Raw genomic sequence first — 16,082 nt, 5'->3', positions numbered from 1 at the left:
AGCGTAGTAAGTGCTGCATGAATTGCAAGACGACAAGAACATACTCACTTGATAGGCATTTCGGAAATTTTGTACGCTGAGCGATTTTCAGCCAAAAAGAGTCAAATCCCTGCCACTCACTCTTAGGAAACGACCGTGCTAATCTCGTGCGCATGATTTCGTCCAACAAACCTATAGAACCACTTTATCCAAACCAAGTACCGACAACGCAACGTGGATTGTTCTTAGCTTTATATTAATCACCTGTAACAGAAGAAGGGGGCGTATCTGTTGCTCGACCGGCCTTAAATCCGGAAGCGAGCAACAGGACCAAAAATCCCACGGCGACGCCCCACAAAATCAAGGCGTTTGAGTGAGCTGCGTCCAGTCCGCCGAAGTACATTACTTCCCTTAACCCTCCTGCCGCGAACCGCAGTGGCGTCCACGAATAGATCCAATCTCGCGTCGTCTGTGACAAGAACTCCGGAGCCATGTTCAGCAGCGGCATGGAGAAGAACATCAGAAGTACGAGCAGCGGTATTGCCCGGAATCCGATCCAATTCAGCAAGGAGGATTGCAACAAGAAGAACGCCGATCCAGCCAACCATAAGAACAACCACGTCTCCCCGACGTTCGCCAGTTCCATGCCGTACCACGACGAAGCCATCCATATGGTGAAGCACGAGGCGATGCCGACGATCACAAGCCCCCCGATAGCTTGCAGCGCGCTGACGGTCCATCTCCTTGAACCCGCGGCGACCGCCTTCTGGCTAGCCAGGAACAAGACGACTCCGGTCACCATGCTGCCGATCCATATAATCTGGGTAAACAAACCCGGCGCATTCCCCGACGCATTATTCGCTCCCGGTGGATGCACGACTTCCTCCTGAACGTTCACCGGTGTCATTAAAGCTTTAGCCGATTGAACCGGAATATGCTCCGTTTGCTGTCCGATCTGTCCAAGCAGCTGCTGCAACAGTTCCCCGTTGATCATTTTCAACGCTTGCCCCATTGCCTGTCTTACGACCATCGAGGCTTGGGGGTTCATACCCTCGTTAGAGATGATTTTCACATTAGGGTGAATCGGCGAGTGAGTTGCTAACGAGAGTAAACCGCTGCTCAGATCCGCCGGAATCACCATCGCTCCGTAATATTCGCGTTTATCCAGTCCTTCCCGAGCCTTTTGCTCGGAATCCACGACATGCCAGACGAAGGGGTTTGCCGGGTTCGTCAACAACTTTTCCTGGATTATTTCCCCAACCGCAAACGTTCCTCCAGTCGACAGCTCCGTCGGCTGGTCCAGGATAACGAGGGCCACCGGGAGCTCCTTTGACTTCGATCCAAGCACCGATCCCATCATCGCTAACCCGAATACGATCAACACGATCAGGACGAGCACCATTCCCAGCCACATCATTTTTTGTGTCAGCATTTTCATGATCCTTTTCCATTTGATTACACGATTTATCACTCAAGTACATTCGTGAAGCGAAAGACATCACCGTACTTCAATTCGGCGATGTCTTTCTTCCGATTCAGCTACACAAACTTCAAAATCTACTGTTTGAATTTTTTCGTTTTTCTTCCGGCAGTATGGCCTCGATTACGTCCCAATGCTCAGCGATCTTTCCATCCTCTACGCGGAACAAATCGTAGAAAGCAGTATGTTGACCATCAAATAGACCTTCACTTACTGTAAGAACAAAATTGCCTTGTCCGATTACTTGATGGACATGAGTATATTCAAACTCAATATTTTTCTCCTTCAGAGCCTGCAAAGCAGCGTGAAGACCGGAAAGACCGTCTGCAATATGCGGACTATGCTGAATGTAGTTATCTCCATCAAAGTAAGAGGCAAGCAGGTCAGGGTTCTTCCCGAGCAAGATGTTCTCAACATAGTTTTTGACAAATGCTTTGTTGGCATCCGTCTTGTCGATATCCTTAATCGTAACCGGTCCGTCAATCATCGTATGATTGCTTGGTGTCTTCTCCACCATCTCTTGCAAATTGTCCCAATGTTCAACGATTAGTCCATTCTCAAAACGGAAGATATCATATACGATTTTAGGGCCGTGAAAATCATATACAGAATGAAGAGCAACATAATTTCCGTCGACTAAAGTCCGCTTAATGCTTACCTTTGTACCAAGCTCCTTTAAATGATCAAGTGCGCCAAGCATGGCTTCACGACCATCGAGTAAGGCCTGATTGTGCTGAATATATTGATCTGGATGAACGTAAGCCGTAATCGCTTCGGGGTTGCCGCTCTCAAAACTTTCCAGTACGGCGACTGCCTTACGAACAAGCTCATTTTGATGGTTGGATGTCATTGAAATATCCTCCTTGGATTTTTTTAGTCATTAGATAAATAATGAACAGTATGTTGTTTATTTATCTGATGCTCATTATAATAGAGGTTAATACAACGCTCAATATTCAATATTTTTAGTTTTGAAGTATAACAGACAACTCATAAAACTTTGTCGCTTAACGACCTAAAAATATATTTAGGGGGAACGAAAACAATGAACAAGAAAACCGACCTAAGAATACTGCGCACGAAACAATCGATTCGAAAAGCGTTTTATGAGCTTATTCGGGAAAAGGGATATGAAGCGATAACGATCCAGGATATTGCCGATCGGGCTATGATCAATCGAAACACTTTTTATCTCCACTACCAAAATAAACCTGATTTATTAGATACATGTATGAATGAATTGTTGAGCGAATTAAAGGATGCGGTCGTTCTTTGTCCCATCAGCATGAATCCTTTCAGTATTTCGCTACTCGAAACAGTCATGCAAACTGTACTGGAACATATTTCCCTAAATATGACCTTTTATCATTCCATGTTAATTGAAGAGAATAGAATCTATCAGTTTCAAGCGAAAATGGAGGATATCATTAAAGATAAATTAATGGAGGGGTGGAAACCTGCTCAGGGAAACTCCCCATTAGCGATATCCAAGGAATTGCTGCTCGAATACCTCGGATCGTCTTTCATGGGGATTGTAATTTGGTGGATTAAAAACGATAAACCCCTTCCTGCAGATGAAGTTTCATCTCAGTTTAGCAGAATCGTTGCCTACGGGCATTTAAGAGCTGCCGGCATCGCAGTCGAGGAAAAAAATTAGCGAGGGTAATCCTTGATCGAGTCACAGAACCAATACGCCCTTTACATTTGAACGACATGGTGCTAATATTGATTTCGATAGTTATAGAACTGACGAAGATGTTCGGGGAGGTGGAAACAGTGGGAGAAAATCAAGAAGATATCGGGCAAGCGGTTAAAGTGTATAAAGCTTTGGGGGAACCAACCCGGCTGAAAATCGCTTTACTGCTCGCGAAAGAGAGCAATTTATGCTTCACCGCCGTCGGTGAAAGGCTTGAATCGGTTGCAGGCTCGACGCTATCGCATCATTTAAAGCAATTGACGGACTCTGGCTTGATTGATTCTCGCAAGAATGGATCGTTTATTCACTATAACGTCAATCGAGAAGTAGCGGAAAAATTTGCGCCCTTTTTGTTGGCGTAATTTTTTTGAAAATCATTTCTATATATTTAGAACAATGGAAATGATGGGACCCATACTTAAATGTAATTTTAGCGAACGAATCGACTTGGAATGATCCTTCAATGATTTTTGCTAATCATCCCTATTCCATATTAAGAAGGAGCGAATAACTATGAGCGGTCAAATGAATACGATGGAGATTGGAATGAGCACCTTCCTCCATGCAAATGCCGGAAATGGCGGTGTCTCGCATGCCCAGAGGCTGCGCCAAGCGATCGAAGAAATCCAATTGGCAGATCAGGTGGGCCTTGACGTCTATGCCATCGGCGAGCATCATCGCATCGAATACACAAGCTCGTCGCCAGCTGTCATTCTGGCAGCTGCCGCAGCTACAACGAAGCGGATCCGGCTCACAAGCGCAGTGACAGTACTATCATCGGACGATCCGGTGCGGGTATATCAGGACTTTGCAACGTTGGACGGACTGTCGAACGGGCGAGCGGAGATCATGGCCGGACGGGGTTCGTTCATCGAATCGTTCCCACTATTCGGTTATGACCTGAAAGATTACGAGGAATTGTATGAAGAGAAACTGGAACTGCTGTTGAAGATTCGCGCTTCCGAAAAGGTCACATGGCGTGGCGGTCATCGCCCGGCGATTGACAACATGGGCGTCTATCCTCGTGCACAGCAGGAGCCTTTGCCTGTCTGGATCGGAACAGGGGGCAGCCCGGAGTCGGCTGTTCGGGCCGGCCTGCTGGGACTTCCGATTGCCTTCTCTATCCTGGGCGGAGCGCCGCAGAGATTCGCACCCTTAGTGGAGCTTTATAAAGAAGCCGCCGTGAAAGCTGGTCACGATCCGAATAAGCTGCAAATTGCTACACATTCGCATGGCTTTATTTCGAATACGGCACAAGAGGCAGCTAAGCGGTATTATCCTGTCATGGCTGGCCAAATGAACCACATTGGACGGGAACGAGGCTGGCCTACCTATACACGTGACTCGTACGATTCAGCCCGCAGCCTTCACGGCGCTCTTTACGTCGGAGATCCCGAATATGTCGCAGAAAAAATCGTGCTTCTGCATAAGAATCTTGGCTTGACTCGCTTCATGATGTACAACGATTTCAGTTCGTTACCGCATCGCGACTTGCTGCAGACGATTGAGCTTCTAGGCTCCAAAGTAGCGCCGATTGTCCGTAAGGAGCTCGCCCGCCAGACGTTTGGCCGTAACGCCTAAAGCAGAGGATGAACGCTTGAAACGGGAAGGCTTGATTGGGCCGAGAAATGAAGTCGGCAAATGGAGCATTATTTTTTTAACTATGATTTCTATAGATTTAGAAATATAGAAATAAAAAGGGGAGAAACATATGAGAAACTCATGGAAAATTTATATTCTGGCTATTGTCAGCTTTTTAGTCGGAACTTCGGAGTTTGTGATTACCGGCATTTTGGATATGCTTGCAAGCGATATTGGAGTGTCGGTAGTAGCGGCCGGGCAGTTGATTACGGTCTACTCGCTTGCTTATGCCATCGGCACCCCGATTCTTATTGCACTTACGGCAAAAATGGATCGAAGAAAGCTTATGCTATCGGCTTTGGGATTATTTTTCGTTGGGAATTTGATCACTGTCACAACTACAGGCTACGGCATGCTGCTCGGAGCAAGAATTATTTTGGCGATCAGCACGGGGGTATTTATGGTCGTCGCCATGACGGTTGCCGCCAAAATGTCTCATCCTGGAAAACAGGGCAGCGCTATCGCCACGGTTTTAGTGGGCTTTAACCTCGCACTTATTCTAGGGGTCCCGCTTGGGAGGATCATTGCGGGCTCACATGATTGGAAAATCATCTTCACGGGAGTCGGGGCCCTAAGCTTGGTCGCGATGGTGGTCCTTTTGCTTACGATTCCGAAATCGGAAGGAGAGGCTCCCGTTCCTATTCGGGAACAGCTTGCCTTATTAAAAAGCCCCCGAATCGCTGTCGCGCTTTCCATCAGTTTTTTCTGGATATTGGGCTATACGATGCTGTACACCTATATAACGCCGTTTCTTCTGGACATTACGGGGATGAGCGAAGGGATGGTCAACGTCGGGTTGTTTGCGTTTGGACTGGCCAGTCTCATAGGCTCCCAAGTTGGCGGCTACGGTGCAGATAAATGGGGTATCCCCCGTACGATGATTGGGGGCCTGCTCTTTCACTCCGGAATATTATTGTTACTGACTGCGTTCTCCCACTCGTCCATGTTCGTGTTGCCTTTGCTTATGTTATGGTCCTTTTTTGCTTGGTCGATGGGGCCGGTTCAACAGGTTTATTTAATCGGTATGGCTCCTCAGGCTTCGGGGATCGTCCTGAGTTTGAACAATTCGATCGTGCAGTTGGGCATGGCCGTAGGGGCTGTAATTGGGGGTATCGTTGTAGAAAGCATCTCTCTTGCAGCAGTTGGTTGGTTTGGCGGAGTTGGCGTCGCAATGGCACTCATCCCGGCTATTATTTCTTTATCCATGCGTCGCCGATCTGCAGCGGCGGAACAAAGCGGAGCGTAAAGTACCTTCTTTCTCAGAAATGAAAATACCGCCTAAGCGTTGTTGAATAACGCTTAGGCGGTATTTTCATACTCATGGAGAACATTGCGTTTTTTTGAGTGCAGCGTACCGTGATTTTAGTTCATTCAGACGCCCTAAATACAAGTTCACCCAACGGGAAGGCAGTTACACACCTCAAACGAATTAATACACGGTAATGTCTCCGCACCAGAAGAAAAGTACCTTTGTGCAGGAGCGGATAGGAGTTAATCAATTGTCCATCTTTCAGCTTTAAGCTGAGATCCTTGAATCGTTTCCCGTTTAAAGGATGGGAAGGCGCTTCGGAGTCGGGTGCATAATGTACATCCATGGCGGTAATCTGCAGCAACTGCTAATCGATTATCAGAGCACTTCAGAGGAGCATATCAGTTGCCGTGGATGTCGAATTCTTTGGTGTCCTCTAAAATTGTTTTACCACATCATCTGAATCAGTGGAGTGAGCCAGCTCTTTCTGTGCTTCCAGAGCGGCGAGTCTGTCCAGCAGGGCTGCCCGGATTTGCTCATAGGCGTCACTGCCCAACGCCATACGTATCGGACCCTCTCCCTGGTCGACTCGGCGGATAATCTGCTGCGCCATTTTATCAGGATCGCCGACAACCATTTGATTGAACATGCTCATATCTATACCAGGCAGTTCTCCCTTCATCAGGCTAACGAATTGGCCCGCCTCCGTATCCCGGTATTCGTCCATCCGCTCGCCGAATACGGCGTTGCTTGTAATGAAATTCGTTCGGATTCCGCCGGACTCCACCATAGTGGTCTTAATATTGAACGGAGCCACTTCCTTAGCTAGCGCTTCAAAGGCTCCTTCGACCGCCCATTTCGTAGAGCAATACAGTCCCATACCCGGAATAGAATAATGACCCGCCATACTCGAAATCTGTACCATGTGACCGCCGCCCTGCTTACGGAAAAAGGGCAGGACTGCACGCGCTGCACGCAGGGAGCCAAGCACATTGGTCATAAACTGATGCTCAAGTTGCCTGTCGCTTGCTTCTTCCACTGCGCCATACAAGCCATAGGCTGCATTATTGACAAACACATCGATCGTGCCCAGTTCCAAAAATGCACGTTCCACCACTTCAGCAATTTGCTGAGAGTTTGTCAGATCTAAATTAGCCTGCCAAAGTTGTGAGCCATACTGTGCCTGCAGATCATCCAGCACCCCCGGCTTGCGTACCGTTGCGGCTACACGGTCCCCTCTATCAAGCAACTGGCGAGTTATACGTGAACCCAAGCCTCCTGATGCTCCTGTAATGAACCAAGTTTGCATGCTAAACACCCTCCATTCGTTGTCATCCACTGAATTATACAAACAACTAGAGGGAGCTAGCCACAGCACGTCTATTCTATTAACGGGAGTAACAGTCTACGGTAGCTGCCTGTCCTGCTCAAGTAAACGCAATAATCTCTCCTCCGTACCTGAACCGGGCACCGGAACAAAGAAACACCAGTGCAGTCCCGGGTCATTATCGATTACAGCCGCGGAATGGAGCTCGAACTCCATCTCCTGTGCGTCAGGAACACGGAATAAAGCGGTGGCTACGCGTTTTTGTTTGATTTCATATAGCTCCCAGAAATGTACGAACTCCACGCTTTCCCGCATCAAGCGTTCAAACCGTTCCATATATAACGGGTTGTTCTTGTAAAGATCGAAGCCTGCCCGCAGAATGGCTACAGAGTAACGGGCAGCGCCTTCCCAATTCACTAGTCTGCTGCGGTAATCAGGCTTTAAAAACATAATGTCCATCATATTCCGTTCGTTGTCCGGCAGACTGCCGAAATCGGCTACGATCAGTTCAGCCGCCCGATTCCAAGCGATAACATCCGTACCTTCGTCTGTGATAAAAGAAGGATAATGCAGTTGATTTACGATTTTCTGCAGAACTCCCGTATCCGGCCCACCGTTATTTGGCGCTGTGACGAAGCTCGCCACATCTACATTGGCCAGATCGAATAGATGCTTCTGCTCGTCTTCGTCAAGCTGAAGCGCTTTGCTGATACTTAGCAGCACTTCCGGCGAAGGATTAACCTCCTTGCCTTGCTCCAGCCAGGCATAGTAAGTGACGCTTATATTGGCAAGATAAGAGACTTCTTCTCTTCGAAGTCCCGGAGTGCGTCTTCGTCCGGGCAGCGGCTGAATCCCGGCCTCTGAAGGCTGCAACCGTTCTCTGCGCGATTTAAGGAAGTCACCCAATGCGGATGAGGAACGATTCATTTTCATGTGGGTCACCTCTATTTACTCATATGGAAGATACATATCGCTATTAACCAAATAGACCAAAAGCACTCTAAACATGATTATTATAGTCTCTGTTGAATGTCGTTTCTACAAAAGAGAACCATAACGAGTACCGAGGCTGTTAATCCGCTGAATTGTTCTAATGTGTCTTGTTCCAAGTAAACGGATTTTATTTCAATGCCTGACGATTGTTGATCATGTGGTGTTGCCGGCAATTTTATATTTTACAAACCGTGAATTCTCTTCTGGAGCATAAATGGGTTAAACTTACCGGGTACAAGAACTCAATCATCATAAAGCAGCTTAGTATTAATTCGGTTTGAAAAAAAGTCGAGTCTGTGCTACTATCAGAAAAATAAAAATATAGCGAAGAAGAGAAGGCTATGCAATAGCGTTTATGTCCAGAGAGCGGAGGGAATGCTGAAACCTCCGTCGTAATGCATGTATAGTGTCGTCTCGGAGCTGTTGACCGAACGCGGAAGGCGTGATTGCACGCCCGCAAGTAGGATCAACCGGCCTGGCATCCGTTAACATGCTGCAGGTATAGCATCGGCTTTACCTCATGAGACTGCAATTGCGAGATTGCAGTAAACCTGGGTGGTACCGCGAACATTCCCCTTTCGTCCCAAGGCTTCAAGCAGTAGCTTCGAGCCTTGGGAAGGAAGGGGTTATTTAATACCAACAGGCGATGAAGAGAAAGCCGGCAAGGGCGGTTATGCCCAGAGAGCAGAGGAAACGCTGAAACCTTTGCCTTAACCCTTTGTATGGTGTCGTCTCGGAGCTGTTAACCGAAAGCGCGGCTTGTCTCTTTCCGTACCCGCAAGTAGGCTTAACCGAAATGGTGCTCGTTAACGCGCCGCAGGTAAGGCATTGGCCTTACCTCATGAGGCTGCATTCGCGAGGGTAGCAGCGAACTTGGGTGGTACCGCGAAAAAATCCCCTTTCGTCCCTGTGTGAGCTGACCGCTGTCAGTTTGCTCAGGAGGAGAGGGGGTTTTATTTTGCAAAGGAGGCTGCCCAATGGAACAGCAATTAGGAATGAAGAATGAAACAACGACGCCATCAGAGGAATATATCACCGGTTCGGAGGTGCTTTTGCGCGGCTTGCTGCAGGAAGGCGTTGAGTGCGTATTCGGTTATCCTGGAGGAAATGTGCTCTATATCTATGACGCGATGGTACATCAGCCGGATTTCAAGCATATCTTGACCCGGCACGAACAAGGCGCGATCCACGCGGCGGACGGCTATGCTAGGTCGACGGGGAAGGTTGGGGTATGCATCGCGACATCCGGTGCAGGAGCAACAAATCTGGTGACCGGGATTGCAACCGCCTATATGGATTCGGTGCCGCTGGTAGTCATAACGGGGAACGTATCTACGACTGTCATGGGCACGGATGCTTTTCAGGAAGCGGACATTATTAGCATCACGATGCCGATTACGAAGCACAGCTACATGGTTCGCGATGTACAAGACCTTCCTCGCATCATCCATGAAGCGTTCTACATTGCAAATACGGGCCGCAAAGGCCCTGTCTTGATCGATATTCCAAAAGACGTGACCAACCAGCGGATGGCGAATCGTCCAGCGGACACGGTTCAGTTGCGCGGATACCATGGAGCCCCGGAACCGGATCCGGCAGAAATGGATGCGCTGCTTGAGGCGATTGCAGAAGCGCGCAAGCCGGTTATTATCGCGGGCGGCGGCGTTGTCTATGCGAACTCCTCGCAGGAGTTGATCAAATTCGTCCACACTACCCGGATTCCGGTCGCGACGACCCTGCTTGGCCTCGGCGGGTTTCCGAGCGATGACGAGTTGTGGCTGGGCATGCTCGGACATCATGGCGTATATGCTGCGAACATGGCGGTGCAGAATGCGGATCTCATTATTTCGATCGGCTCGCGTTTCGATGATCGGGTCACGATGAGACTGGACGGATTTGCGCCTCAGGCCAAACGTATCGCCCATATCGATATCGATCCGGCGGAAATCGGCAAGAACGTCAAGACAGATCTCGCGTGCATCGGCGATATTAAAAACGTGCTGGCTTATGCGAACACAAAAGCGCAAGCAGCCCAGACGGTCACCTGGCTCGAGCAGCTTCAAGAGTATAAGGTGCAGCATCCGCTTCGGTATACCGATTCGGATACCGTCATTAAACCGCAATATGTGCTCGAAATGATTAGCGAGACGACGCAAGGTGATGCGATCATCACCACCGATGTAGGCCAACACCAAATGTGGACCGCTCAGTTTTACCGCTTCAAGCATCCTCGCTCGCTCATCACGTCGGGCGGACTTGGCACGATGGGCTTTGGCTTTCCGGCAGCGATCGGCGCTCAAGTCGGAAATCCAGATCGTCTCGTCGTCTCGATCAACGGCGACGGGGGCATGCAGATGTGCGCGCAGGAGATGGCGATTTGCGCGATTCATCAGATTCCGGTCAAGATCGTGGTCTTGAACAACCAGGTGCTCGGCATGGTTAAGCAGCAGCAGGAATTGATGTACGAACGACGCTACAGCCAGATTGATCTTTCGGGCAGTCCGGACTTCGTCAAGCTTGCCGAAGCATACGGAGTCAAGGGATTAAGGGCAACGAACAAGGCTGAAGCCACCAAGGTCTGGCTTGAGGCGCTGCAGACGCCAGGACCTGTGCTCGTCGAGTTCGTCATCCCAACCAATGAGAACGTGTACCCGATGGTGCTTGCCGGCACGCCGCTGGACCAAATGATTCTAGGGTACGACGAATAATTGCGCTGAAGAGAGTCGTTACGCCTCCGGACCGCTCCCGCGGTGCTCAGGCATGGAACGTGGTGGGGATAAGTTAACGGGGATGATAGCTCGGAAACATACGGCAGCCGGCAAGGTGATCGGCTGCTGTTTACGTTGAAGTAACGCGGAGGAGAGCGAAGTAGCGATACGTTTGGTGAACTTGAGGGAAAACCTAGGGGCGTAAAAGAGTTTGGACAGTTCAACTATACGAATACACCTCTGAAGGAAATACAAAGCGGACAAGAAATGGTAATAGAAAAGAGGGGCAGAGAACCCTCTTTTTTCATCGTTGTAAACTAGTGGGCATTTGCCCATTTTGCTTACCTGTAACTAGGCAGTTGCATAGGATAAATGGTCAATAAGAAAATCACTAGAAGGAGTATAAGTATGTACCCTAATTCAGGTTATCAGCATCCATGGCAGTATCCAATGCAATGCTATTGGTATAACAATTGGAACCCCCACTATTTCAATTGGAACAATCGAAACCATAATCCATTTGGAAACATTACACTACAGGATTATGGAACAAGACCATTTGTTGTGAATATTGACCAAGCAACCAAACAAAACCATAACTACCGTACTGCTATTTGGACAGGCAAGTATTTTCAAGTAACTTTGATGAGTATTAATGTTGGTGAAGACATAGGTTTGGAAGTTCATCCGACAACTGACCAATTCATACGGATTGAAGAAGGTCAGGGACTTGTTCAAATGGGTGACCGCAGAGAAAACTTAGATTTTCAAGTGATGGCGTACGATGACTATGCAATTATGATACCTGCAGGAAAATGGCACAATATAACTAATACAGGTAATCGCCCTCTTAAAGTTTATGTTATCTATGCGCCGCCTGAGCATCCATATGGCACAGTTCATGAAACGAAAGCAATCGCTCATGGAACGACGTAAGTAAACATAGCTTTTGGAGTATGAAATAAAAACGTTAGATTCGTTACTGGAACGTCGCTTTTCTAACCGCTCGTTAGGGCGGTTATTTACGTTCGGCAAGCATTTTTGAAATATTTCAGACGTGGATTACACCCTTAAAGTCTTCTCTATGCCTAATTTGCAAACGACCAGGCACCGCATGCTTTTATTCGTTGTTCTTAGTTTTAGCGTCCGTCCCAGATTTACGCTCAACTCTTATGGGAAGACGTCTAGCAATGTAGTCCAGACGGAATCGGATATGGACGCTTTACTTACGAAATGGCTTGCAAAATATGAACGATCTTCCTTTCCATATCGGAGTCGTCAATCATCTTCAGATATTCAGGTTTGAGCAATTGATACTGCTTCATGTAGTAGAAATCCATAATCGCTCGTTTCACAGTGATATCATACTGAATCGAAAAAGATGGCTCGATAAAGCGTCGCAGAACAGCGTCATCTTGAACCATAAACAACACGGCATTCAATCTGTTGAAAATCTGTTGCTCCATACCGGATTCAAAAAAAGTTTGTAAGCTTTTATTCCGATTTTGCAGGGCAACGGACAGATTCTCAAAATGCTGTGGATAAAATTCCTTCAGATCTTGCAAGAACAAATCAGAGATATACGCGGCACACATTAAAGATTGTAAAAATGTTAATTGAAAACGATCCAAAAAAGAGACGGAATCGTCTTTCACAACGGTGTCAGCCTTCTTCGAATAATCAATGTAATAATCCACGACTTGTTCGATGATGTCGTCTTTGGAGGAAAAATGCTTATAGAGTGTCACTTTGCTGATATCCATATATTTTGCGAGATCGTCGACTTTCAGTTGGCTGAATTTTGTTTTTCTTATAATGGGTTTTATTTTTTCCACATAGGTATCTACACTCACAGCTTTTCTCACGGATAAGTACCTCCCTTTGATGCCTATAAAACACATTATAACAAATTTGCTGACCTTTATGTATGAAATTAATTAAATGAACTAAATTAATTAATTTTGTTTACTTAATAAATTCACTGATGTATAATCGCTCCTGTACCTAATCATCCGATTACGGATTATACAAAGGGAGGACGATTTAAATGGAACCATTCAGTAAGGGCAAATTCTCTGACAAAAAGGTCGTGATCACGGGAGGCAGCAGCGGAATCGGCCTTGCGACGGCGAAGCTGCTAGTGGATGAAGGCGCACACGTTCTGATTACTGGACGTACTCAGGCGACGCTGGATACGGCTCGTGAACAACTCGGAAGCCACGCGATCGCGGTCTTAAGCGATGCCGCCTCATTGAAGGATATCGCCGCATTAGCCGATCGAGTGAAGGCTGAATTTGGAACAATAGATGCCCTGTTCGTTAACGCTGGTGTCACGGGGTTTGTCCCTTTCGAGACAATGACCGAAGAAAAGTACGACGAGATACTTACAATCAATGCCAAAGGGCCGTACTTTACCGTACAGAAACTCGCTCCGTTGCTGGGCTCAGGTAGCGGGGTAGTCCTTACCACCTCAATCGTGAACGTAGTGGGTCTCCCAATGCTCAGTGCTTACGCAGCTAGTAAGGCAGCGCTGCGCTCCATGACTCGAGGTCTGGCGCGCGAGTTATTACCTCGAAATATTCGCGTCAACGCAGTCAGTCCCGGCGTTATTGACACAGGCATCATGGAAAAGTCTATGCCGGAAGAAGCTGCCGAGCAGACAAAGGCACAGATGAGACAGCAGATCCCAATGCTGCGATTAGGCGATCCAGTTGAGGTAGCCAAGGCTGTTGCATTCCTAGCATTTGAGGCCACCTATACCACCGGGGCTGAGTTCCCTGTCGATGGAGGCGGCTCCCAGATATAAGCTCCTCAGTTCGAGCACACCTGACTATTAAAGCGAGGGCAGGGGGCATAGGTTCCCCTCATGACCCCCTTGCCTTCTAGTGAACTTTATAGTTTAGGATTTCTTTGTTTTCCTTGGAAGACCGTTCGAAATCACAGAGAACGCGATTTTATCAGAGCAAAATGGAGGGGAGATCACAATGGAGAATACCATGCGGACAATCCGGTTCCACGAATACGGAGAACCAACGGATGTCTTGTGCTTAGATGAGGTGGCGATCCCAGAGCCAGGGCCGGGACGCATTCGCGTGAGAGTACGCGCTTGCGGCTTAAATCCGGTTGACTGGGTGACGTGTCAAGGCCATTTTGCCGCTCAATTGCCCTTGCCTCGCGGAATCGGGCTGGACGTGGCTGGTATTGTAGACGCAATCGGAGAGGGCGTAACCGATGTTGCCATCGGCGATTCCGTTCTGGGTGGCGCAGATTTCATGAATGGATCGAGCGCCGGTGCGTCGGATCAAGCGATTATGTACTACTGGTTCCGCATGCCGGCCGGACTCGACTTTGTTCAAGCTGCAGCGTTGCCAATGGCAGTCGAAACGGCTTACCGTGGCATTGATACTCTTGGGGTGAAATCGGGTCAGACCGTACTCGTGCACGGATCCGGCACCACGGTAGGGTTCGCTGCCGTTCAAATTGCCCTCATGCGCGGTGCCAGTGTGATCGCAACCGCTGGGCCCACCTACGCCGACAAGCTCCACGCAATGGGGGCGTTGGTGACCTCGTACGGTGATGGAATGGTCGAACGAGTGACCGAACTGGCCAAGCAGCCGATTGATCTTGCCCTGGATGCTGCACCAATCAGCGGTTCATTGAAAGATCTGGTCCAAATCGTCAACGGGCATCCCCAGCATGTCCTAACCGTCAGCGATTTCGCCGCAGCCGTTGAACTTGGCGTTCGCACCAGCTATGGAGAACTACATACCGCACGGTATGACGTTGTCGGCGACTTTGCCGGGTACGCAGCGGACGGCAAGTTCACGATTCCGGTCGCGAAGACTTTCGAACTCGACGAATGGCGTTCAGCTGTCGAAATCAGCCAGAGCGGAGGCGCCCATGGCAAACTGATCCTCCTGCCCGACTCCGACTGATGAGCACATATAACCGATGAAATTCTGAATGAAGGAGGACATGCATTGAGTAAGAACCAACGAGAACATATTGCACTGATTACAGGCGCAAGTAACGGGATCGGGTTGGCATTGACCCGGAAAATGCTGTCGGAGAACTGGCAGGTGGTTACTTTGAACCGGTCGGATTTTCCAGCAGACGATAAATTCCTACAAAATCATCTCAAGGAAGGACGCCTCCGAGCTTATAAAGTGAAGGATCTCACCGATTATGGCAGCTTGAGACACGCTTTGGACGAAATAAAAAGCAAGGAACAACGGATCGATATTTTGTTTAACAACGCCGGAGGAGGCTTAAGTGAGCTGCGCTATTCGAAACAAGGCCGCGAATTGCATTATGAATTGTTGACGGTTGTTCCTTTTATTACTCTGATGGAATTGAAGGAGCTGTTGAAGAACGGCCGCTTAAAAACGGTGATTAACACTTCGTCGCAGGTGTTTAGATTTACGAAGGAGTTTTCGATCGAAAAATTGGAGCGTCCCAAAACTTTCCGCAAAATGTATGGACCCTATGCGACATCAAAGCTGGCTCTTTCGTTGTGGACCCAAGCCGTCGCACCGCAGCTTGCAAAGGAGGGCATCAAGCTCCGCAGCGTTGACCCGGGCATAAACAATACGCTAAGAAAAGGAAAAGATTCAGGACTGACCGCAGGGTTTGAACTGTTTATGAAGTTTTTTTCCTCTCCGCCTACTCATGGAGCCAATCTATTATATGAGGGAGCCCTAGGCAAACACAGCAATGAGACCGGCGTGTTTCTGTTCAAAGATCGGATTACGGACGTGAAATTTACAGAACATGCACAACGAGTGCTGGAAAAAATCACCTATATATATAGCCATGAATTTCTTGGCGGGAGTTTTGAAGTTAATGGCTGAGTTCCAAAAGATTGTTGCTTACAAGTCCATCTACTTCGTAGTCACATCGCGGAAGAAGTGAAAGAAGGCTTTGAATCGATCGAAATAAGCGTTCACGTTTTGGGTATCATACGGAGCAGTCATTATATTTATAAGCTCAGTCAGTTTTTACTGGTTGAG

14 protein-coding genes are annotated in these 16,082 nt (G+C 48.2%); 9 read left to right on the top strand and 5 right to left on the bottom strand.

The features are described 5' to 3' along the window. Positions 1-235: 235 nt before the first annotated feature. Both PAEVO_RS08865 and PAEVO_RS08860 read right to left on the bottom strand, forming a co-directional pair. Complete coding sequence (locus tag PAEVO_RS08865) at positions 236-1,417, bottom strand: YhgE/Pip domain-containing protein (RefSeq protein WP_100537220.1); 1,182 nt, start codon at positions 1,415-1,417, stop codon at positions 236-238. 112 nt (positions 1,418-1,529) lie between these two features. After that, on the bottom strand, positions 1,530-2,309 hold the full coding sequence (locus PAEVO_RS08860) for a nuclear transport factor 2 family protein (RefSeq protein WP_100537219.1): 780 nt from the start codon (positions 2,307-2,309) through the stop codon (positions 1,530-1,532). A 195-nt stretch (positions 2,310-2,504) separates the two neighbouring features. Between PAEVO_RS08860 and PAEVO_RS08855 the strand changes: the two genes are divergently transcribed. The 4 genes from PAEVO_RS08855 to PAEVO_RS08840 all read left to right on the top strand — a co-directional run bounded on the left by PAEVO_RS08855 (position 2,505) and on the right by PAEVO_RS08840 (position 6,042). Further along, a complete protein-coding gene (locus tag PAEVO_RS08855) occupies positions 2,505-3,116 on the top strand; it encodes a TetR/AcrR family transcriptional regulator (protein ID WP_100537218.1) in 612 nt (203 codons plus the stop codon). 119 nt (positions 3,117-3,235) lie between these two features. Continuing rightward, positions 3,236-3,517, top strand: coding sequence for an ArsR/SmtB family transcription factor (locus tag PAEVO_RS08850; protein WP_100537217.1), 282 nt, complete (start codon positions 3,236-3,238; stop codon positions 3,515-3,517). A 151-nt stretch (positions 3,518-3,668) separates the two neighbouring features. Continuing rightward, positions 3,669-4,736 (top strand): LLM class flavin-dependent oxidoreductase, encoded by a 1,068-nt coding sequence (locus tag PAEVO_RS08845; RefSeq protein ID WP_100537216.1) that lies wholly within the window; start codon positions 3,669-3,671, stop codon positions 4,734-4,736. A gap of 130 nt (positions 4,737-4,866) precedes the next feature. Continuing rightward, positions 4,867-6,042: an MFS transporter gene (locus PAEVO_RS08840; RefSeq protein WP_100537215.1), complete on the top strand. Its 1,176-nt coding sequence runs from the start codon at positions 4,867-4,869 to the stop codon at positions 6,040-6,042. A gap of 439 nt (positions 6,043-6,481) precedes the next feature. On the opposite strand, the gene PAEVO_RS08830 is transcribed toward PAEVO_RS08840, so the two are convergent. Both PAEVO_RS08830 and PAEVO_RS08825 read right to left on the bottom strand, forming a co-directional pair. Next, on the bottom strand, positions 6,482-7,354 hold the full coding sequence (locus tag PAEVO_RS08830; protein ID WP_100537213.1) for an SDR family oxidoreductase: 873 nt from the start codon (positions 7,352-7,354) through the stop codon (positions 6,482-6,484). Positions 7,355-7,450: 96 nt separating this feature from the next. Beyond that, positions 7,451-8,305, bottom strand: coding sequence for a helix-turn-helix domain-containing protein (locus PAEVO_RS08825; RefSeq protein ID WP_100537212.1), 855 nt, complete (start codon positions 8,303-8,305; stop codon positions 7,451-7,453). Between the two features lie 1,037 nt (positions 8,306-9,342). Between PAEVO_RS08825 and ilvB the strand changes: the two genes are divergently transcribed. Both ilvB and PAEVO_RS08815 read left to right on the top strand, forming a co-directional pair. Further along, a complete protein-coding gene (gene ilvB / locus PAEVO_RS08820; protein WP_100537211.1) occupies positions 9,343-11,073 on the top strand; it encodes a biosynthetic-type acetolactate synthase large subunit in 1,731 nt (576 codons plus the stop codon). A gap of 408 nt (positions 11,074-11,481) precedes the next feature. Beyond that, on the top strand, positions 11,482-12,009 hold the full coding sequence (locus tag PAEVO_RS08815; RefSeq protein WP_100537210.1) for a cupin domain-containing protein: 528 nt from the start codon (positions 11,482-11,484) through the stop codon (positions 12,007-12,009). A 290-nt stretch (positions 12,010-12,299) separates the two neighbouring features. Here PAEVO_RS08815 and PAEVO_RS08810 read toward each other — a convergent pair whose 3' ends face one another. Further along, positions 12,300-12,938, bottom strand: coding sequence for a TetR/AcrR family transcriptional regulator (locus PAEVO_RS08810; protein WP_100537209.1), 639 nt, complete (start codon positions 12,936-12,938; stop codon positions 12,300-12,302). A gap of 182 nt (positions 12,939-13,120) precedes the next feature. On the opposite strand from PAEVO_RS08810, the gene PAEVO_RS08805 reads away from it, so the two are divergent. The 3 genes from PAEVO_RS08805 (at position 13,121) to PAEVO_RS08795 (ending at position 15,923) form a co-directional block, all read left to right on the top strand. Next, positions 13,121-13,879, top strand: coding sequence for an SDR family oxidoreductase (locus PAEVO_RS08805; protein WP_100537208.1), 759 nt, complete (start codon positions 13,121-13,123; stop codon positions 13,877-13,879). 178 nt (positions 13,880-14,057) lie between these two features. Next, on the top strand, positions 14,058-15,008 hold the full coding sequence (locus tag PAEVO_RS08800) for an NADP-dependent oxidoreductase (RefSeq protein WP_100537207.1): 951 nt from the start codon (positions 14,058-14,060) through the stop codon (positions 15,006-15,008). Positions 15,009-15,053: 45 nt separating this feature from the next. Beyond that, the gene (locus tag PAEVO_RS08795; RefSeq protein WP_100537206.1) at positions 15,054-15,923 is read left to right on the top strand and encodes an SDR family NAD(P)-dependent oxidoreductase; all 870 of its coding nucleotides are present in this window, start codon (positions 15,054-15,056) and stop codon (positions 15,921-15,923) included. Positions 15,924-16,082: the final 159 nt, after the last annotated feature.

It is taken from the genome of Paenibacillus sp. GM2FR (genome assembly GCF_002803325.1).
Classification (GTDB): domain Bacteria; phylum Bacillota; class Bacilli; order Paenibacillales; family Paenibacillaceae; genus Paenibacillus_AQ; species Paenibacillus_AQ lautus.
The sequence above is the reverse complement of the archived record's forward strand: the minus strand, read 5'-3'. Positions and strand labels throughout refer to the sequence as shown.